At 38.3% G+C, this 20,649-nt stretch carries 19 protein-coding genes, 1 tRNA gene and 2 pseudogenes; 14 read left to right on the forward strand and 8 right to left on the reverse strand.

The window, feature by feature from the left end; translation table 11 throughout:
- Positions 1-26: 26 nt before the first annotated feature.
- Both F0342_RS21405 and F0342_RS21410 read left to right on the forward strand, forming a co-directional pair.
- On the forward strand, positions 27-206 hold the full coding sequence (locus tag F0342_RS21405; RefSeq protein WP_149157856.1) for a hypothetical protein: 180 nt from the start codon (positions 27-29) through the stop codon (positions 204-206).
- A 647-nt stretch (positions 207-853) separates the two neighbouring features.
- Positions 854-2,377 (forward strand): rhomboid family intramembrane serine protease, encoded by a 1,524-nt coding sequence (locus F0342_RS21410; RefSeq protein WP_149157857.1) that lies wholly within the window; start codon positions 854-856, stop codon positions 2,375-2,377.
- On the opposite strand, the gene F0342_RS21415 is transcribed toward F0342_RS21410, so the two are convergent.
- Entirely contained in the window at positions 2,374-3,252 is an 879-nt protein-coding gene (locus F0342_RS21415) for a hypothetical protein (RefSeq protein ID WP_149157858.1), read from the reverse strand. The genes F0342_RS21410 and F0342_RS21415 overlap by 4 nt on opposite strands.
- A gap of 141 nt (positions 3,253-3,393) precedes the next feature.
- Here F0342_RS21415 and F0342_RS21420 point away from each other — a divergent pair, with 141 nt between their 5' ends.
- The 7 genes from F0342_RS21420 (at position 3,394) to F0342_RS21450 (ending at position 11,564) form a co-directional block, all read left to right on the forward strand.
- Positions 3,394-4,854 (forward strand): spore germination protein, encoded by a 1,461-nt coding sequence (locus F0342_RS21420; protein ID WP_149157859.1) that lies wholly within the window; start codon positions 3,394-3,396, stop codon positions 4,852-4,854.
- Between the two features lie 151 nt (positions 4,855-5,005).
- The gene (locus tag F0342_RS21425; protein WP_113970503.1) at positions 5,006-5,212 is read left to right on the forward strand and encodes a YqgQ family protein; all 207 of its coding nucleotides are present in this window, start codon (positions 5,006-5,008) and stop codon (positions 5,210-5,212) included.
- A gap of 5 nt (positions 5,213-5,217) precedes the next feature.
- Complete coding sequence (locus F0342_RS21430) at positions 5,218-6,186, forward strand: ROK family glucokinase (protein WP_149157860.1); 969 nt, start codon at positions 5,218-5,220, stop codon at positions 6,184-6,186.
- A 358-nt stretch (positions 6,187-6,544) separates the two neighbouring features.
- Positions 6,545-8,413 (forward strand): LTA synthase family protein, encoded by a 1,869-nt coding sequence (locus F0342_RS21435; RefSeq protein WP_149157861.1) that lies wholly within the window; start codon positions 6,545-6,547, stop codon positions 8,411-8,413.
- 103 nt (positions 8,414-8,516) lie between these two features.
- Positions 8,517-9,710, forward strand: coding sequence for a M14 family metallopeptidase (locus F0342_RS21440; protein ID WP_149157862.1), 1,194 nt, complete (start codon positions 8,517-8,519; stop codon positions 9,708-9,710).
- Positions 9,711-10,143: 433 nt separating this feature from the next.
- Positions 10,144-11,250, forward strand: a complete 1,107-nt coding sequence (locus F0342_RS21445; RefSeq protein WP_149157863.1) for a YqgU-like beta propeller domain-containing protein — start codon at positions 10,144-10,146, stop codon at positions 11,248-11,250.
- On the forward strand, positions 11,250-11,564 hold the full coding sequence (locus F0342_RS21450; RefSeq protein WP_149157864.1) for an MTH1187 family thiamine-binding protein: 315 nt from the start codon (positions 11,250-11,252) through the stop codon (positions 11,562-11,564). Before F0342_RS21445 ends, F0342_RS21450 begins: the two co-directional genes overlap by 1 nt.
- Positions 11,565-11,618: 54 nt before the next feature.
- Here the strand turns inward: F0342_RS21450 and F0342_RS21455 are convergent, their stop codons facing one another.
- Both F0342_RS21455 and F0342_RS21460 read right to left on the reverse strand, forming a co-directional pair.
- Positions 11,619-11,972, reverse strand: a complete 354-nt coding sequence (locus F0342_RS21455) for a winged helix-turn-helix transcriptional regulator (protein ID WP_149157865.1) — start codon at positions 11,970-11,972, stop codon at positions 11,619-11,621.
- A 222-nt stretch (positions 11,973-12,194) separates the two neighbouring features.
- A complete protein-coding gene (locus F0342_RS21460; protein WP_148969664.1) occupies positions 12,195-12,368 on the reverse strand; it encodes a DUF2759 domain-containing protein in 174 nt (57 codons plus the stop codon).
- Between the two features lie 198 nt (positions 12,369-12,566).
- Here F0342_RS21460 and F0342_RS21465 point away from each other — a divergent pair, with 198 nt between their 5' ends.
- The gene (locus F0342_RS21465) at positions 12,567-13,202 is read left to right on the forward strand and encodes an MBL fold metallo-hydrolase (protein ID WP_149157866.1); all 636 of its coding nucleotides are present in this window, start codon (positions 12,567-12,569) and stop codon (positions 13,200-13,202) included.
- Between the two features lie 46 nt (positions 13,203-13,248).
- Here F0342_RS21465 and F0342_RS21470 read toward each other — a convergent pair whose 3' ends face one another.
- A complete protein-coding gene (locus tag F0342_RS21470; RefSeq protein ID WP_113970494.1) occupies positions 13,249-13,494 on the reverse strand; it encodes a DUF2626 domain-containing protein in 246 nt (81 codons plus the stop codon).
- Between the two features lie 524 nt (positions 13,495-14,018).
- Here F0342_RS21470 and F0342_RS21480 point away from each other — a divergent pair.
- Complete coding sequence (locus F0342_RS21480; protein ID WP_188048651.1) at positions 14,019-14,405, forward strand: Spx/MgsR family RNA polymerase-binding regulatory protein; 387 nt, start codon at positions 14,019-14,021, stop codon at positions 14,403-14,405.
- 235 nt (positions 14,406-14,640) lie between these two features.
- On the opposite strand, the gene F0342_RS21485 is transcribed toward F0342_RS21480, so the two are convergent.
- Together F0342_RS21485 and F0342_RS21490 are read right to left on the reverse strand one after the other, a co-directional pair.
- A tRNA-Gln gene (locus F0342_RS21485) sits at positions 14,641-14,712 on the reverse strand.
- 82 nt (positions 14,713-14,794) lie between these two features.
- Positions 14,795-15,433 (reverse strand): cupin domain-containing protein, encoded by a 639-nt coding sequence (locus F0342_RS21490; protein ID WP_149157869.1) that lies wholly within the window; start codon positions 15,431-15,433, stop codon positions 14,795-14,797.
- Between the two features lie 219 nt (positions 15,434-15,652).
- Between F0342_RS21490 and F0342_RS21495 the strand changes: the two are divergent.
- Positions 15,653-16,366: pseudogene (locus F0342_RS21495) on the forward strand (ATPase, T2SS/T4P/T4SS family); the annotation flags it as partial.
- A gap of 102 nt (positions 16,367-16,468) precedes the next feature.
- The gene (locus tag F0342_RS21500; RefSeq protein ID WP_149157871.1) at positions 16,469-16,756 is read left to right on the forward strand and encodes a hypothetical protein; all 288 of its coding nucleotides are present in this window, start codon (positions 16,469-16,471) and stop codon (positions 16,754-16,756) included.
- A 363-nt stretch (positions 16,757-17,119) separates the two neighbouring features.
- Here the strand turns inward: F0342_RS21500 and F0342_RS21505 are convergent, their stop codons facing one another.
- On the reverse strand, positions 17,120-18,571 hold the full coding sequence (locus tag F0342_RS21505) for a recombinase family protein (protein ID WP_149157872.1): 1,452 nt from the start codon (positions 18,569-18,571) through the stop codon (positions 17,120-17,122).
- 66 nt (positions 18,572-18,637) lie between these two features.
- Positions 18,638-19,198, reverse strand: coding sequence for an ImmA/IrrE family metallo-endopeptidase (locus tag F0342_RS21510; RefSeq protein WP_262481847.1), 561 nt, complete (start codon positions 19,196-19,198; stop codon positions 18,638-18,640).
- A 312-nt stretch (positions 19,199-19,510) separates the two neighbouring features.
- Here F0342_RS21510 and F0342_RS25765 point away from each other — a divergent pair.
- Positions 19,511-20,566, forward strand: a pseudogene (locus F0342_RS25765) (HAMP domain-containing protein); the annotation flags it as partial.
- Positions 20,567-20,649: the final 83 nt, after the last annotated feature.

The raw sequence follows: 20,649 nt of genomic DNA on the forward strand, positions 1-20,649 counted from the left end.
CCAAACTACTAGCAGGAGGGATCATCATGAACGGATGGACAAAATGGTTAGTGCTGGGCGGTTTAATTCTTTTCCTGATTCCGAATCGGTATCGACTGTTAAATGTACTTCTAGGGAACTTTCTCATTAGAAAATTTGCTGTGAAAGCAGCGATGGGGATACCTGGTATCCGCTCTAAATTCATTCAAGGTGCATTCAGAGGATAACAGTCAAAAAGACTGTAAGGGGGAAAGTCTCTCTTACAGTCTTTTTGTTTTACAGTTTAAGAAAAGGTTCGGTATAGTAGGGGGAGAATAGGATTTCTTAAATAGAGAAAAGTTTGTGGCAAGCTTAAAGAAGAAAGTAGTAGTTGATTTCCGCTACAGGATGCTCGCTTTCCGCGGGGCTGGCGGTGAGCCTCCTCGGCAAGCCTCCGGGGTCTCACCTGTCCAGCTATTCCCGCAGGAGTCGAGCATCCTTCCGCTCCAATCAACTTTCTGAGCATGTTTATTTTAAAAAAGTAAATAACAATAAAATCTTTTAGTAAACAACCTCTTTTAGGTTAAGTAGAAATTGATTTCCTATTAAGGAAGAAGAATTCTGGTTTCTAGTTACATTGTCTTTTTTGCACACCTTAAAGCTCTGTCATGAACTTTCTCTTAAAGATGGTGAGGGGAACTGCGCAGACTCCTGCGGAAGTACGGTCGTGCCGAGACCCCGGAAGCGAAGCTGAGGAGGCTCGGCCGAACGCTAGCTGCAAGCGAAGCAGTTCCCCTCACCATCCAGCATAAACTAATTGACAGGGCGCCAAGCAGACCCTATGTTATAAAACAACAATCTTTAAGAAAAGAGCAAAAAGAAAGTAGTGGATGATGTGGATTTACGTTATCATTATTTGTTTTGGAAGATAGCTTACCATTTGGTTGAAGATAAACAATATAGAATTCTTAATCTCTCACCAAATCAGGATGAAATATGGCTTGAGAATACCGGGAAGAAAGAAGCGAACGTCATTCGAATGGTACGGAAAGATCTGGATTGGGGAAACTGGGTCAAACGGGATATGGAATTGACCTCGGTGAATGGGGAGAAAATCAGAAAATCCCTTGGGAAAAGGCAGCTTCAAATGAAGAATATCTATGTCTCCACTTATCCACCTGTAGATGCAGATCCAGATTTATTTCAGGAATCCCTGAACAATCAAAAGACATCCGTTCAGCCACTTCTTCTTCATGGGGATCAGAGTGTCGAAACTCTTAGGAATGACCCTTTTTTCAATGAAGGGGATTGGGATCTTCCTTCTGAAGTATTAGATGCCAATGTAGAGTGGATTAAAAGCATGACCATGTATTCTTCTTCCAAACAGATACAAAAGGAAAGGCAGTTGTTTGAAAAAGGAAAGCCGTTCTTTACCTATTTCTTCATTGCGCTCCAATTGGTCATGTTCTTAATTCTTGAACTAAATGGAGGAAGCAAGGACCCACAAACACTGATTGAGTTCGGTGCTAAGTACAATCCCCTCATGATTGAAGGAGAGTGGTGGCGCCTTGTAACCCCAATCTTTCTGCATATTGGAATACTTCATTTACTTATGAACACACTTGCCCTATTTTATCTGGGAATGGCAGTGGAAAAAATGTTCGGACGTCTCAGATTCATCTTCATTTATATGATTTCGGGAATCACGGGATCTCTGGCCAGCTTCCTTTTCACATCTAATCTCTCTGCAGGAGCCAGTGGCGCAATCTTCGGCTGTTTCGGTGCACTGCTGTATTTCGGCGTATTATATCCGAAGATTTTCTTTAGAACGATCGGTACCAATATTATTGCGGTGATCCTGTTGAATTTAGTCCTGGGGTTTACGATTCCGGGAATTGATAATGCAGGTCATATCGGTGGATTGGTGGGTGGTTTTCTCGCAGCAGGAATTGTCAGCTTGCCGAATGGTCACCGCCCACTGCGTCAATTGCTTTTTCTGACGGGAAGTATCCTACTTGTTGGAGTTCTTGTGTCGAGGGGGATTGGTTCAGATCCAACATCTTGGGATGTTAACACTGTGAATGGCGTGGCTCAAGAAAAGATTTCCAATCAACAGTGGGAGGAAGCGGAAAATATTCTTGTCCCGGTGGTTGAAGAAGGCTCGCCAAATGCACAGACATATTTCTACTTATCATACGCTGAAATCAAGATGAACAAATTAGCACAAGCAAAAGATCATTTGAGAGCTGCGATCCAAGAAGATGGTGAGTTTCATGAAGCTCATTACAATCTTGCGTTGATTCTGATCGACTCAGGTGACAGAGAGGAGGCTCTTGTTCTTGCGAAAAAAGCCTATGAATTAAATAGGCAGGATGAAAATTATGAAAAACTTTATAAAGAGTTACAGGAGAACACTTAAATGGAAATCTGTTGTTTAAGTAAAGAAGCTTCTCCGTTTTTATCAATCAGTAACACGAGAACTTCCTTTCGATCTTTTTTCACTAATATAAGTGGGATAGCACTGTCTATTGACTCAATGACAGAGCCGTCCTCTTTTTTAATTCCTAAATAATAGTTTTTATATAGTCCTTCCCAAAGGTTTCCTATTACACGTTCCCATTCTTGCTCGGTGAATCCTTCCAAAGGTTGATTTTCTAATTTAGGGAGATGAGTTAATGGAAAGGATGTATAGTCTTCCATAGGGATTTGCATGGATGTGATTGCCTTTTCCCTTAGATAGTCAAGTTGTTGAGAGGTCACTTTGTCCAGTATGTTCTTCCATTCTTTTTCTGCATCTGTACCGGGTTGTCGGAAGGCATTTAAAGGGCTGAAATTTGAATCAATCACATACAATGTATCTTCAGACATTTTCTGAGCACTCGTAAAATCTGTTTCCGTTTCATGAATTTCAGAATAGTGGAAAGACACAGCTTGAAGGAGACTACTTTCTTTTCCTTTTATGATTGATTCCTCAACAATTTGATCGGTGTCCTGTTCCCATTCGTTCATAAGCCCTTTTAGTCTCCCGTTCATAAATAAAAAGCCGACATCCTGACGTAAATAGGCAGGTGTATCAAGCTTTGAAGATACCTTCCAATTTACCTCATAATGATCATTTTTCTTCTCGGGTTGAAGCATCAGAATTGTAGTGGCAGATTCATAGGAAACATGTTCATTTATTGGGAAAAAAATAATGCTTTCCTCCGTTTGGGGCTTGTAAACAAATTGAATCCCAAGAGCAACAATGCACATGATGACAAGAAAGGGCATGGCTTCTTTTAGTCTTTGTTTCATTTCGTTCACTCCAGTAGTATGTCCATTTAGTAAATAGTATGAAGCGCATGATATCAATATGATAGGATGTATGTTTTCTAGCTGCTTTGTCTAGGATGGTAAAGATGGAAATTCATGTAAAGTTATTAGGAGTGAAGGCTAATGACAAATCAAAAGAAAAAGCCTGTCTCTACTCAGATTGAAGAAAACACCAATTATCTAAGGGATACCTTAGCAGTAGACAAAAGCTTTGATGTCATTCAACTGGATTTGGAGTATGCTGAGAGAAAAATGGCGATGTTTTTAGTTGATGGCTTTGTTAAAGATGATATTATGCATTATCTAATGAAGCTTTTGTCAGGACTTAGTCCTGAACAATTAGAAGAAGACACTTTAGAAAAGTTATTGAAGACGTACATCCCATACATAGAGATCGAGCAAGTAAATGATCTGAACCAAGTGATTGATTTAGTATTGGCAGGTCCCACAGCACTTGTGGTGGATGGCATTGACAAGGTCATTATGATTGATGCTAGAACGTATCCAGTCAGAGGACCACAGGAACCTGATATCGAACGGGTGGTGAGAGGTTCAAGGGACGGGTATGTCGAGACGATAGTGTTTAATACAGCTTTGACAAGAAGGAGAGTTCGTGATCCTTCGCTTCGAATGGAATATATGCAAATTGGGAGAAGATCCAAAACGGATATAGTCGTCAGTTATATTGAAGACATTGCCGATCCAAATTTGGTCCACAAAATCAAAGATGCCCTATCGAAGATCGATACAGATGGTCTTCCTATGGGAGAGAAGACATTGGAAGAGTTTATTGCCGGGCGTCACTGGAATCCATATCCCATGGTTCGCTATACGGAAAGGCCGGATACAGCTGCAGCACACTTATATGAAGGACACGTCATTATTATGGTGGACGGCTCACCAAGTGTCTTGATTACACCTACAACTTTTTGGCATCACCTCCAGCATGCAGAAGAATATAGGAACAAGCCTTCAGTTGGCGCATACTTGCGCTTTGTCAGGTTTATTGCTGTGTGGAGTTCGATTTTCTTACTGCCGTTTTATTATTTATTTGCGATTCATCCTGAACTATTGCCCGAAGCATTGAGTTATGTAGGTCCAAATGATGTAGGGGAAGTACCCTTATTCCTTCAATTTTTAATCATTGAAGTCGGAATCGATATTCTCAGGATGGCTGCCATTCATACCCCATCTTCCTTAGCTACGGCCCTTGGTCTCGTTGCTGCATTAATGATTGGACAAGTGGCAGTGGAAGTTGGTCTCTTTATTAACGAAGTCATTCTTTACCTGGCCATTGCAGCAATCGGTACCTTTGCAACGCCAAGCTATGAGATGAGCTTAGCCAACCGGTTAGTCAGGATTTTCTTATTGATCTGCACTGCCTTATTTGGAGTGTATGGATTTGTTGTGGGTATACTGCTATGGATTATCATGTTGTCAAGAATGAACTCCTTTGATATTCCATATATGTGGCCATTTATTCCGTTTAACCTGAGAGCATTCCGAGACGTCTTCCTGCGTTCGCCTATGCCCTTAAAAAACAGACGACCACGATTTCTCCATCCGAAAGATCCCGATCGTTAATATAAGTTGAAGAGATTTCCTTATTGAAAATTCCATTAAGGAGGTCTTTTTTTGTTTGTTATTTAGATAGGATATTTAATAGCTGCGTATTGAGAAGATAGGGATTTTCACTTATACTTTAATGTGAATGATAGAAAGCAGGGTGTATGTTATGAAAACGATTTATGATATCCAACAGTTATTAAAAAGTTATGGGACCATTATCTATGTTGGGCATCGTCTTTCCGACCTGCAACTAATGGAAGGCGAACTAATAGAACTTTATCAATCCCAGCTGATCGAAACGCGGGATTTTCAAACAGCTTTGTTTTTGTTGCGACATGAAATAGAAATTGAAAAAGAAAAACAGGACAGGTGATAGAGATGACAGAAAAATGGTTGGTCGGTGTAGATTTAGGAGGCACGACGACAAAAATCGCGTTCTTGAATAAGTATGGTGAGCTCTTACATAAATGGGAAATCCCCACTGATAAATCAGAGAATGGCAAAAATATTATTGTAGATATTGCTAAAGCGATTGATAAGAAGCTTGAAAGCTTAGATCAATCAAAAGATAAACTAGTCGGAATCGGAATGGGTGCGCCGGGACCTGTCGATATGGCGAAAGGGATTATATACGAAGCCGTTAATTTAGGCTGGGACAAGAATACGCCATTAAAAGATTTACTTGAAATGGAAACAGGTTTAACAGCCGTTATTGATAATGATGCAAACTGCGCGGCACTGGGTGAAATGTGGAAAGGTGCAGGAGACGGAGCAAAGGATATCGTCTGTGTGACACTTGGAACAGGTGTTGGCGGGGGAGTCATAACAAATGGAGATATTGTGCACGGGGTAAAAGGTGCAGGTGGTGAAATCGGGCATATTACCGTTGTTCCTGAAGGTGGATTCCAATGTAATTGTGGGAAGACAGGTTGTTTGGAAACGGTTGCTTCTGCGACTGGAGTCGTTCGTCTCGCAAATGAAAAACTGGATGCGACAACAAAAACGTCTGTCCTGCGAGGAATAAGAGAGTCCCATGGAACAGTCAGTGCAAAGGATATTTTTGATGCGGCCAGAGAACATGATGAACTTGCCCTTGAAGTCATTGATCAATTATCTTTCTATTTAGGGTTGTCCCTCGCAAATTTAGGGAATGCCCTGAATCCTGAAAAGATCGTCATTGGTGGAGGAGTATCCAAAGCAGGTGAAATCTTATTAACCCCGGTCGTGAAATATTTTAAGCAATTTTCATTCCCTACCGTCCGTACTTCAACAAACTTGAGTATTGCTACACTTGGAAATGACGCAGGTGTGATCGGTGCAGCCTGGTTAGTAAAGAATAAGATCTGATGAAATAAGTCATAATTTTTTTAAAGAAAGAGCTTTCCTGAAAGGGAGGGTTCTTTTTTCTGTTATTCTACTAAATAGCTTCGCTGATTAATATGACCTAGGGACAAAGGGACCGTTTTGAAAAAATATAGTTATTTTGAAACTTTCACCTGTTTCAATCGTCTAATAGTATGGGTAAGAGAATAAGACTTAAATAATTATCATACATCATCGATGTGAATTGGAGTTTGACGTTTTGTAAAAAAAGTATTAAGATAGGTCAAGGTTGCACGTCCGATATTACCTAATTTTACCATTAAAAATATTACATGAATTTGTTACATACGAATGAACCGTTTGTAGCAAGGAGGTTGATTAAATGAATTTGAAAAAGACACCAAAGGCTTCTCTTATTATCATCGCTGCATTGCTCCTTTGGGTTAAAACGTACATTGTCTATAAAACTAGTTTTGATATAAAGATAGAGAATACACTCCAAGAACTTATACTCTTCATCAACCCACTAAGTTTCTTACTTTTTATTTTCGGAGTAGGATTACTTCTTAAAAAGGATAAGTCTCGCACCCGCTATATTATCGCTGCAAGCTTCGTCCTTTCGTTTATCCTATACGGAAACGTTGTTTTCTATCGATTCTTTGATGACTTTTTGACACTCCCCGTCCTGTTTCAAACGAGCAATTTCTCTGATTTAGGTACGAGTGCCAGTGCAATAATGAGCTGGAAGGATTTATTCTATTTTACAGATGTCATTGTGTTAATTCTTATCATCAAGTTAAAGCCAACATGGTTCTCTCTGCAAAACTATAGCAGAGCCAATCGACGTGCGTATTTCCTGGTTGCCACGGCCCTTGTTTTCTTTAACCTTGGCTTGGCAGAATCGGAACGACCACAGCTGTTGACAAGAACGTTCGATCGAGAAATGTTAGTGAAGAATATTGGAACGTATAATTACCATGTGTATGATATTTTCTTGCAATCAAAGTCTTCTGCTCAACGAGCAATGGCAGACGGCAGTGAATTAGCGGATATTGATAACTATGTTCGTGCAAGTTACATCGAACCTGATAAAGAAATGTTTGGTGTGGCAAAGGACAAGAACTTGATCATGGTATCACTTGAGTCACTACAGAACTTTGTCATTAACAGCGAAATGAATGGTCAGGAAATTACACCTTTCCTTAATGAGTTCATTGGGGAAAGCTATTATTTCGATAATTTCTACCATCAAACCCAACAAGGGAAAACGTCTGATTCCGAGTTCTTACTCGACAATTCTCTTTACCCATTGAACCGTGGGGCGGTTTTCTTCACTCATTCAGGAAATGAGTTTGAATCCATGACGGAAAAACTTGGTGAAAATGGATACTATACAACTGCTATGCATGCAAACAATAAAAGCTTCTGGAATCGTGACATTATGTATGATTCCTTAGGATACGAACGTTTCTACTCTTTACCGGATTATGAGGTAACGGAAGAGAATTCTGTTAACTGGGGTATGAAGGATATTCCTTTCTTTAAGCAATCTGTTGAGCATATGAAAGAGATGTCTCAACCGTTCAGTACGAAGATGATCACACTGACGAACCATTATCCATTCACATTAGACGAAGAAGATAAGCTTATCGATCCTTACACATCCAATGACGGTACGGTCAATCGTTATTTCCAAACTGTCCGTTACATGGATGAAGCTGTAAAGAACTTCATTACAGACTTAAAGGAATCAGGTTTATATGAAAACTCTGTTATCGTTATGTACGGAGATCACTACGGCATTTCCGAAAATCATAATAAGGCCATGAGCCAATATCTTGGCAAAGAAGTTACACCAGTTGTAAGTACACAACTTCAAGAGGTTCCTTTAATCATTCATGTTCCTGGACAGGAAGGGAAGACCATTTCTAAAGTTTCCGGGCAAATTGACTTAAAACCAACGATTATGCATCTTTTAGGAATCGATACGAAGGAAGATATACAGTTTGGTTCTGATATATTCTCCAGTCAGCATGAAAATCTGGCCATTCTCCGTGACGGTCGATTCATCACTGAGGACTATGTCTTTGCAGGTGAAAAGTGCTGGAATAAAGAATCCGAAGAAACAACGGATATGAAATACTGTGAGCCATACAAAGAGCGTGTAAATGAGGAGCTGGAATACTCCGATAAGATTATTAATGGAGACCTCCTTCGCTTTTATGGTGAAAACGAAGACCATGATGAATAAGTAAGAAAGAGCTTGCGAAGAGATTCGCAAGCTTTTTTTTTGTCATGAATTATAGAACCATTCATACATGTAAGTAAGGACGTATGTAGAGGGAGGTTCCTTCATGAAAGTGAAAGTTCGTAGTGGCGATTCTCTTTGGTACTATAGCCAGTTGTTTTATATTCCAATCCAATTAATCATTGATTCGAACCCTTCTGTTGATCCGAATGGATTGAAGATAGGTACAGAGATAGAACTCCCTGGATTCAGAAAAGAAAGCCATACAATTAAAAGTGGAGATTCCTTTTGGACGCTTGCGGAGCAGAGGAATATTGGAGTAGACGCCTTAATTCTACTGAACGAAGGAGTTAATCCTAACCGTTTACAAATAGGGTCAAACATTTTTCTGCCATCAAGAGTGGTTTATCCGATAATCAATGGGAAACAAGCCTATTGCTCAGAAACATTCGAAGAAGATGTGAAAAAATTAAAAGAGGTCTATCCGTTTATCAAATTAAACTTGGTCGGCGAAAGTGTCCTTGGAAAAGATCTCATTGAAATGAGAGTTGGAACTGGAAAGAAAAAGGTTCATATAGATGCATCTTTTCATGCAAATGAATGGATAACCACTTCCATCTTAATGACGTTCATTAATGACTATTTATTATCGTTAACGAATGGAAGTCTCATGAGAGGAATTCAAACCCTCCCTTTATATGAAGTGGTGACGATATCGTTTGTACCTATGGTTAATCCGGATGGAGTAGATCTCGTCTTGAATGGTCCACCGAAGGACAAACGAAAAGAATTAATCGAAATCAATCGGGGAAGTTCCGACTTTACAGGTTGGAAAGCAAATATAAGAGGAGTAGACCTGAATAACCAATTCCCTGCCAAATGGGAGCTGGAAAAAGAAAGAAAGGAAGAAAAAGCACCAGCTCCGAGAGATTTCCCAGGATATAAGCCTCTTTCAGAACCTGAAACAGTCGCTATGGCAAAACTGGCCCGACAGGAAAAGTTCGACCGGCTGCTTGCCCTCCACACTCAAGGGAAGGAATTCTACTGGGGCTACGAGGGCTTAGAGCCGCCGGAAGCTTCAAAGTTGGCAGAAGATTTTAACAGAGTAAGCGGGTATGAATCAGTCAGATATATAGATAGCTATGCGGGTTACAAGGATTGGTTCATTAAAGATTTCAAGAAAGCGGGGTTTACCATAGAGTTAGGAAAAGGAATTAATCCCCTGCCTCTCTCTCAATTCAACGAAATCTACCAAGACATGCTCGGTATATTCCTCGTATCCATCTATCGCTGGTACTAACAAAAGCGGAGGCGGCTTGATCAGCCCCGACAAGCATAAGACGAACCTGGCGAAGAGGCGTCCTTTGCCTTTTTGGCAGGTTTGACTTATGACCTCGAGGGGCTAGCCGCCGGAGCTGGATGAAACAAAAGCGGAGGCGGCTTGCTCAGCCCCGACAAGACTGTATGAATTTCGACTTATCACAAAAAATGACTCGAAAAATCTTTTGACAGGTTCCATAAATAACTATTGTAGAAAGTGAAAATCAGGAGTAAAATAAATCATCATCCTATTTAAAGAATAACCGATCGTGGTGACCCAAATGGTGTGTGTGAGTGAACATTTGGTCATCACTTTTTTGAATTTTTGTAATGTTTTTTTAATAATTTTGAAACATTTTCTGCTTTGAAACGTACTAATTATTATGGAATGAATTGAGGGAGGGAGAAGGATTTTGAATAAGAAAAAGATAAGTGTTTTGCTGTTTTTTCTATTATGTATACTGTGGCTATCAGCTTGTCAATCTGAACAAACTCAAACTTCTCCCCCCGAGAAAGAGAAGACTGAAAACAAGGAAGTCATTTCAGGCATTCTTGCTCAAGACAGTTTTGTAGAAAACATAGGCTGGCTTTCAGATTCAGAGATTCTATCCGTACAAAATGATGATGGCATACCTTCTTTATACATATATAATCTCTCTGATGGAAGCCATAAGAAAATCTATGGTATCCCTTCGTCTTTTGTAAGTGCAAGCATTTCACCCGATAAGAAAAAAATACTCATCCATTCTGCACCAGCATCGTATTCAGCCCGGGTGACGATTATAGACAGAGCAGGAGAGGTGCTATTTCAAGAAGACATCCCATCCTACGAACTGACTCATTCTTGGAACAAGTTTAATGACAATGCTTTGCTCATGACCAGCTTCAGCGAAGATTGGAGCTATCAAGTCTTTCATATTGATATAGAAGAAGGAACAATGGATCCTATTGAAGTAGAGCAGCCATTTGTGCAGTGGCAATCGAAATCTTCCATTCTTTTTCAAGATTGGAATACGGAAGAAATCAGTGTTGCGGCTCCACTCATATCCCAGAATATTCAGGGTGGTGCGAAGGAAATGATTGTGGATTCAAGCGTCCACTTCAATCAATTTAACGATTCCCTCTTAGCTGTCTTTTCTCGTGAAGAAGAAGGTCCGTTTACGTATCAATTCATTACTTCAAATGGTGAGATTCAGTCAGAATTTACAGTAGATCTGTTGAGTCGTTATTCTGATTGGTTAATTCCTCATTATGATATGATAGAAGGGAAGGGTCAGTTGATTACTTTCGTGGCAAATGAACCAGGTTCCTTTGATACTTACTCTGGTACATTCTCATTAGAAAGATGGGATACGGTTTCTGGAAAAGACAATGTTCTTTTTGAGGATCTTCCATTAGAACCTATTCAGTGTTCACCTAATGGGGATTATTGTTTATATGGAAATCAACTTGAGAAAGTAATCGATTTGACAAACTCAACCATCATTCAACTACTGAAAGAAGAAGGAGCAGATCTATAATGGCAATCGTTGATGTTACAGTCATTCCAATCGGGACGGAATCACCAAGTGTAAGTTCCTATGTAGCGGACTTACATAGAATACTTAAAGAGTATGAGGAAAAAGGGAAAATCCGTTTTCAATTAACTCCGATGAATACCATCATCGAGGGGGATCTTCCTGTTTTGTTTCAGGTCATACAAGACATTCATGAATCGCCTTTCCAACAGGGAATCAAACGGGTAGCAACCAATATTCGAATTGATGATCGCCGTGATAAGAAGACGACGATGGAAGGAAAACTATCTTCTGTACAGCGTCAACTCGAACAATAAGCAACTAACAAGGGGTGAGCATCATAAAGTTACTCACCCCATTGGCTTCCTGAACTATGCTTCCTCACTATCCACCAACACTTCGCTTTTGTCAGGATAGGTTTTCTCAATATGCTGCTCTCCCCATTCACATAGCATATCTAAAGGTCCTTTTAACGACCATCCATACTCAGTTAATTCGTATTCTACTTTTGGGGGAACTTGATTGTAAATAATTCTATTGATGACTCCATCTGATTCGAGCTCTCTTAGCTGTTGCGTCAGCATTTTTTGAGTGATTCCAGGCATTAGTTTCTTCAATTCGCTAGTTCTTCGCTTGCTTTTAATCAAATGACAGAGAATAACAACTTTCCACTTACCCCCGATGACTTCTAAGGAAGCCTCCACAGGTATATTATATTTTTTCATTAGTAAACCTCCGTTCCCTGACGATATCTTTCCATATAGGATAGACTTCTACACTGGCTATTATCCTGATCGGCTTAAACATATTTCTATTATAACGTACCCATTGTAAAGGTCTATAGGGTACTTTTTAGTACCTACATAACTTTAAAGTACCCTAATCGAAAATAAAAAAGCCTTCCGTTGTGAAACGGAAGGCTTTTTTATGATGATTCATTTGTTTAATTAATGCCCACCTGGGTAACCAGAGTGAAGGACAGTCATAATTGTAAACCAACCAAAAACACCTAATGTTGCCAGGGAGAATAGAATTCCCATAGCGTTCTTGTTTTTGAAAGTGCTTACTACCGCAAACAAAGCTAATAATGTAACCAATGCTGTAATAATTACAAGACCCATTTATATGACCCCTTTCATTAAAATGCGTTTTACTACCTGATAACCATATGTACATAAATGCACTCATTAACATTTTATATTTTTTTCCTCTGTTTGTCGAGGTCAAAAATTTGAAACTTCTATGGCCGCTTTCCACCATGTTTTAATGATGCGATAAGTTCTGCTACAATAATAGTATCACATTTGGAGGTGGATACGTTGCAGTGGAAACAAATTCCGTTAGGTCCCTTACAAACTAACTGCTATATTCTATGGAACACAAAAAATGAATGCCTGGTCGTGGATCCGGGTGGAGAAGGGGAGAAGCTGATTCAGTGGTTAGAGAATCATTCGTTAACTCCGTTAGCCATTCTCCTTACTCATGCTCATTTTGATCATATTGGAGCAGTTGATCAAGTACGTGATAACTATAGCATTCCGGTATATGTTCACGAGCGAGAAGCTAAGTGGCTACTGGATCCTGCTTTAAACGGATCTCAATTGTTCATGATGGGTGACCTTATCCGGCTCAAGCCTGCTGATTACATATTAACAAATGAAAAACACCTGACCATTAGTGATTTTCAGCTACAGTTATTTGAAACACCTGGTCATTCACCTGGTAGTATTTCTTATTATGTACAAGAAAGTGGCATCGTATTAGCAGGAGATACGTTATTTATGGGCAGTATTGGGCGATCCGACTTACCTGGAGGAAATCATAAAGAGCTCCTGGCAAGCATTCATGAAAAGTTGTTAACGTTGCCTGAGACTACGACGGTACTACCTGGTCACGGTCCGGAAACATCGATTGAAGGTGAGATGGATTCAAATCCATTTTTAAATGGATTTTAACATTCACAAAAAAATTCCCTTTAGCCATAAGCTAAAGGGAATTTTTTTAGTGTCCTCCTGCACCCGGAGTCATCATAAAGGTCGTCCAATAAGTAAATCCAGCAAAGAACACTGTTAAGTAAGCACCGAAAATGTAAATATACATACGTTCGGACAGTTTTAAATAGCTAAGCATAATGAAGAATCCTGTTTGGCCTAAAAAGATTAATGATGTCGTGGTCATATCACCAAGATAGAACATTACAGCAAAAATACCAGTCCAAAATCCAAGAACCCTAAACATACGATCCATATGTAACCCTCCTTTGCACCCTAAGTCCATCATTCAATATTATAAATGAATACTACCATAAAAGTAAATATCCGTTTGCTTTTAGTTTGTGACGATTACGTGATATCTACACGTGGAACAGTCATTTATCATATTTTCTTCTTGTTTAAATTCTTCCACATAGTATAGAGTTTCAAACATTCCTTTTAATAATGCGTTGTGTAAACCGCATATGAACAAGGGTCCAACTGAGCATATTCATTAAAAGGGCAATGATCATAGTGGAACTTGATAGGATCTGTATCACTAATTGACTCCACTAAAGTAAAGCCGATCAATTTGGCAATTTCTGATAATAGAGGCGACTTTTCAGCTTGAGTTACCCCAACTAAAAAAGTATGGATAGGAATGGAAAGCCTATTATTCATTCAGTGTTTATAAAAATTTCACAAATTTCCAAGGGATATTACTATACAAAAGTTATACAATAAATGTACAATATGTTTAATAAATCATAAACATGCAAGCTTATATTTAAGGAGGTCATGAAAGTGAATAACCTGACATTTTTTACTTATCCAAGTTGTACCTCTTGCCGAAAAGCTAAAAAATGGTTGACTGCTCATTCCGTTGAATTTGATGAAAGACATCTATTCAGAGAGACACCTACCCATAGAGAGCTAATGGCGCTACTTTCCCTTACCACCGATGGACTCGATGAAATATTGGCTACAAGAAGCCAAACCTTCAAAGAATTAGGTAAAGATGTGAACGATTTACCTCTATCAGAAGTGATTAAATTAATTATTGAAGAGCCAAAACTACTACGCAGACCCTTGTTAACAGACGGTAAAAAGCTGGTGGTCGGATACAATCCAGAGGGATTACAAAGCCTTGCGAACAAGAACCAATCGTTGAAGAAAAGCAGCTGAATGTAATAATTAAAAATAGGTTGGATTGAAAACGGCAGGCACTTTTCACAAAGTGCCTGCCGTTTTCAATGTGATTGTAAGGCTGATCAAGCCGCCACCGCCTTTAGATTGTCCAGCTCCTGCGGCTAGCCCCTCGAGGTCATAAGTCAAACCTGCCAAAAAGGCAAAAAGCCGCCTTTTCAGCAGCTTCGCCTTATGCTTGTCGGGGATGATCAAGCCGCCTCCGCTTTTAATACTGGGCTAGCTGGATTCGAACCAACGCATGTCGCAGTCAAAGTGCGATGCCTTACCGCTTGGCTATAGCCCATTGGATCGTCTTTACAAAATATATTATGGTTGTATTTGGAGATTCTATTCATTAGTTTTTATAAAAAGTTCCTTCCCACTTTCTAAAAGGTTTTTGGAATGCACTGACGATAAAAATAAGGGTTTGGCTGATATTGATAGTGATATGGGGAATGGGCGAATTGGGACTGTCGTTTAGATGAATGCCCTTGAGGTGCTAAGCAAGCCGGACCAATGTAAGTACTTGGTTTCACCTTTTCTGTTGTTTTGATCCAAGCGCTTTCATCCATGCAATAATTGTACGCCATGACACTTGAAGGGGTGAACTTTAAGATATCCGAACCTAATATCACTTCCGGGGTAGGGGCATTAAAAATGGCCAATAGGTGAGTTTGATCTTGGGTTGCTTCCTCATAATGCCACCACCCTTGTGGGACATTGGCCACCTGTCCCGGAGAAATGGGGAAATTTAAAATTTGTTTCGTATAGGGATTGAGCATGGAAACGGTAGCTCCACCAGAAATGCAATAGACCAGTTCAGCTGCGTTCTGATGATAGTGTGGTTCCACAAAATTATGCTTACTTAAATAAATATCAAGCAGGGAAGAGTTATCCAATGTATTCAATTGATTTACACCCAAGACATTTATTAAATTTTGATTGTCTTTTTTAAATAAGGGACTCTTATTAACATCAAAAGAAAATTGTGCTTCCGGAGAGGTGTAATCCATGTATTTACTCATGGGATATTGTCACCACTTTCGATTTTATGATTTTAATTCTTTTTATGTATATGGGCTAGGCATGAAAGTGTGAATGACTGGGGTCGGGTTTGAGTATGGAAGAAATGATTTCAATTACCCCAAAAGTATTTGGTGTGAAAAAATTTCAAGAAAAAGAAGGATTTTGTAAGTTAATGTCGTATATCTTAAGTTAGGAAAACAGAAAGGTGGTGCCTAAGTATATTTCACTCAGTTGAATCCCTATCGGAAGTAATGATTGGAGAAGCTTTCAGCAGTGATGCGACAGATGTTCATGTAATACCGAGAACGAAAGATTACTTGATTCAGTTTAGAAAGCTCGGGGTATTAGTACCGTTCCAGACCATTGATTCGGATCAGGCAGAACGATTAATAGCCCATTTGAAGTTCATGGCTTCCATGGACATTGGAGAAAAACGAAAACCTCAAAGTGGCTCCTTCAGTCTTACCGTTCGAAGTACACCTCTATCACTCAGAATTTCTACCTTACCAACCACACATTTAAAAGAAAGTCTCGTCATTCGAATACTCCCCCAAAAGTATCAATTACCAATCGATAAAATGTCCCTGTATCCTTCTTCTGCAAAAAAATTACTCGCTCTACTTATGTATTCTCATGGTCTCATTGTATTTACAGGACCAACTGGCAGTGGGAAAACGACAACTTTGTATTCCCTTGTCCACCATTGTTCCGTTGCCCTGAACCGTAATGTGATCACTCTTGAAGATCCCGTAGAGAAGCTGCATGAAGAAATGGTGCAAATTCAAGTGAATGAAAAAGCGGGAATTACGTATTCCGCTGGTTTAAAAGCGATATTGAGGCATGATCCGGATATTATTATGGTGGGGGAGATACGGGACCGGGAAACAGCGGAAATAGCGGTGAGGGCTGCTTTAACAGGTCACCCAGTCATATTAAAAGAACCATGCGAAAATTTAATGTTAAATAAGCTTCCGTTATATCAGAAAGGGAGCTATTCTAGAATAGAAGGTATTTAGTACTAAAGGAAAGTAAAAATGCAAGAAATAATTCAATCATTCTTAGAGGACGAAATCACCGATCAGGAATTTTATGATGGAATCATTGGTTTTATATATTCCTTCAATATTAGGTGTGGGGAATATGAATGTAATCGCTTTGTTATTAAAAAAATGGACCATTTAAACTTTATTATCTTCGATGAATATGAAATTGAAGGCAAAAGGGAAATTCATAATTCAGTTTCACTAAATAAGAATGTAATAATAAGTATGGTCAATGAATTTGCAAAAAAGCAAGGTTTTACATTAAGAACTTCCTTTTAAACAGCCTGGCGCAATAACTGAAGATTAGGTTCATAATCTCCAGATGTCTTTATTCCATAGGCAGTATTGTTGAATAGAGAAATTATTTTATATTCATTAGTAACTTAGGAGGATACAGATGAAAGATATTATAAAGAAACACCCATTTTTAAAATATAGTCTATTTGTTATTTTCGGCTTTTTATGCCTTTCATTAGGATATACTCTAGGAAAGTGGACTATTGCATTTTCCTAATAAATTTATGCCGGGATAACGAGCAAAGCCAATTAAATAGATAATGCACATTTCCATTATGGGTGGCTTAAATTGAAGGAGGAAATAACAAAACACCTAGACACTTCTAGGTGTTTTAACGTTTGAACCTAATAAAACTCAACCTCTATAATCTCCAAACAATCAGGTTTCAACTGATCACTAACACGATCAACAACAATACTTTTGGTGAACATCTGAAGCAACATTTTTTTCTCCAATGCATCAAGCTGGTTCCAATTAGATTTTATATCAAGGAGAATTTCTGAAAGATCTTCAGTATTCCTTTTGTCTCCTGCAGGTTGAAGGGAAGAGAGCTGCTTATTTACATCTTCTTCTTTATTTTTTTCCTCTTCCATTCTAATAGAAAAATCTTCGTCACTGATCATTTCATTTACCCAAGCATATTGCCATTTTTTCCTACGTTTATCTATCTCCTTTAGTTTTTTATGAAGTATATCTAGTCTATCTTTAGATTCATCGATTTCATCCATTTGAGTAAGGTCTTCAACAATGCCTGGATTAATATCAATTGTATCCAAGTACTTGATAAATTGTGTTTCTAAATAACGCTCTGACATATTTCTCTGATCGCATTGACCCAACCTACTACTAGAACAATAATAGGCTCTAGGCTTATACACGTTTTCTCCTCTTTTAGAATATCCATATTTGCCAGCGAGAGGACTGCCACATCGTGCACATCTAGCGGTTCCTGAAAAGATGAATTTACTTGTAGCTGCTCTTGGATGATTAACAGACCTACTCTCCCTTATTCTTTGTACACTGTCATAAGTTTCTTTAGAGATAATCGGAGGATGCGTATTTTCTACTTCAAAGTAATTTTCCTTGTTCACTCTAAAGTTATACCTCATGTTTCCAATATAGGTGGGGTTAGTAAGGATGTATCTTACCTTAAAATCATTCCATGTGGCATTTGTTTTTGTGCGAATTTGCAACCGATTTAATTCTACAGCAATGCTATTTACTCCCTTCCCTGCAAGGTAGTATTCAAAGATTCTTTTTACAGCAAGAGCTTCCTCTTCATTAATTTTAAGCGTCTTGTTTTCTTTGTCTAATTCGTATCCATAGGGAGCCTGGTTGATTACCCAATTGCCCTCACGTGCTTTTTGTTCCATCCCCATACGAATGCGTTCCCCAGTATTTTCTCTTTCCCATTGAGCCAATGCAGCCACAATCGTTATGAACATTCTACCCATTGCAGTGGTTGTATCATATACTTCGGTGGCTGACTTGAATTTGCAATCATATTTATCAAACGTTTCTAAAATGTTATATAGGTCTCGTACGGATCTAGTCAAACGGTCCAGACGATAAACTAGGACACAATTAATTAAGTTTTGCTCTATGTGCTTCATCATTCTTTCCAGATTAGGCCTGTTCGTGTCTTTTGCGCTGTAACCGTCATCTATATAGATTTCGAATATATCCCATCCTTGGGAGACACAGTAAGCTTTTAAACGGTCTGTCTGGGCTCGGATGGAATAACCTTCTGCTGCTTGTTCAGTTGTACTAACACGGACGTATACTGCTGCTTTCATTCAATCACTTCCTTTAAAACTAAGGTACTCGTAATTTAAGAACAAAAAAATATAGCACTTGGTAATTTAATATAAGCTCTGTTTTATTGAATTCCTACGTATAATTTGTTTCAATCGTTCTTCACAAAGCTCTGGAGAGACCAGGAACATATCTGACATTTGTTTAATGACATCTCTATCATTGAAGGGGATAAATTTAATCATGTGGTAAGGGATAGCTGCATACTGAGTAAAATGATGTGCATCCCATTCTTGTAGTTCTCTAAAAGAAGAGGGCATGATGGACTGTATCCCTGAATGCCTTAAGATATGGCATAACTCATGAAAGAAAATTTCTCTGTGCTTTTCGAACGGTTCTCTACTGTCTATTACAATGTCTTGATATCTTCCGATTACATGAAAACTGCTGGGTATAGGTTTTTTCTTTACATAAATACCTAGGAACCTTGATATTCTTTCCTCACTTATAGAATTTGGAGTTGTTATTCCAAGATTCATATAGAATCTTGAAACCCAATCTTCTAATTCGGTGGTCCTGTATGCTAACTGGTACATTTTGTTCACCTCGGAAACATTATACAAACATACGTTCTGTTTTTCAACTGAATTAATTTTTATTATATCCACTCCATTTATTAGAGAATAGTTTGGTTCATCAGATTAATTTGAGTTTTTAGAAAAGAATTACTTCTTATTTTTCTACATTTTTTTACATAATGTTTAAATTATGGTGTTATAATCAATTTTTGAAATAATGATTTGAAAGTCTCACGAAAAGTAATTTTATGTAAATTAAAAAGGTAATAAGTTTGTGTATGAAAAGGGGAAATTTCTAAAAACAATCAAGGGGGAACAATTATGTTGAAAAGTTTGCAAAGTAAGTTTGGAAAAAGGGAAGGGTCCAAAACTGCTTTTTCATTCAATAGCCTACGGATGAAGATGATTTTGATTTTTTTATCGGTATTTACCATCATTCTAATTGGATTAGCTGTTTTTCTATACTCCCAACAAAGTGTAAAAATAAAAGACGATGTACAGAAAAAATCAGAATCGATTGTGAAACAAATCGACTTTGGTATTAATATGTTTCTTGAAAAATATGATTCAAATATCGATATTTTAAGTAATCAAGCTCTTATAGCTGATTATTTAAAGGGTTCAGTAAATAAGAAAGAAGAAAATTCCTTTGAATCTAAACTACTTCAAACAAGAGTTTCAAATGAATTTGCATCCTTTATTAGGAATAATCCAGCAGTAACAAATATCTATGTAACCGGTATGAACAAAAAGATATTAATAGAACCACATGCAACTCTTCCTTCTGATTTTAATCCATTAGAAGCCCCTTGGTTTAAGGGAGCTAGTGCGAATCTAGATGAAGCCTTTTGGAGTGAACCTTATGAAGATAAATCTTCTGGTGAATTTATTGTGACCTTATCAAAAGTAGTTAAGGAACAAAATTCAAACAAGGTTTTAGGGGTAATTGCCTTCGATATAAAAATCGATCAGCTAAATGAATTAGTAAAATCAATTAATGTTGATTATAGTGGTTATGCGTTTCTCTTTGATCAGAATGCGGTTGCGATGGTTCATCCAACAGAAAAAGGGAAAAACCTAATGAATCTTGATTTCATTAAAAAAATGTATGATTCCAATGAAGAAAGTGGAAGATTAGATTACGTTTTTGACAAACAAGAAAGAGTATTATTTTACGACACAATTGACGAAACAAACTGGAAAGTTGGAACTGTATACATAGAGAAAAATATGTTAGCGGAAGCAACAGACCTTAGAAACACTTTACTTGTTATTACGATAGCTATCATTTTGATAATCTCTTTAATTACTACTCTAGTTGCAAGAAATATCACAAAACCTCTAATCGAATTAAACAAACAAGTAAGTAAAGTAGCTCATGGCGATTTAACAGTGTCTGTACAATCAACTTCAGAGGACGAAGTGGGACAACTTACCAAGAATTTTAATTCTATGGTTGTTAGTATGAGAGAAATAATACATTCTGTACAAAACTCAGTGACTCAAGTAAAAGAGTCGACTGAGAACCTAAGTGCCATATC

The sequence above is a fragment of the Bacillus sp. CH30_1T genome (assembly GCF_008364765.1).
Lineage (GTDB): Bacteria > Bacillota > Bacilli > Bacillales > Bacillaceae_B > Rossellomorea.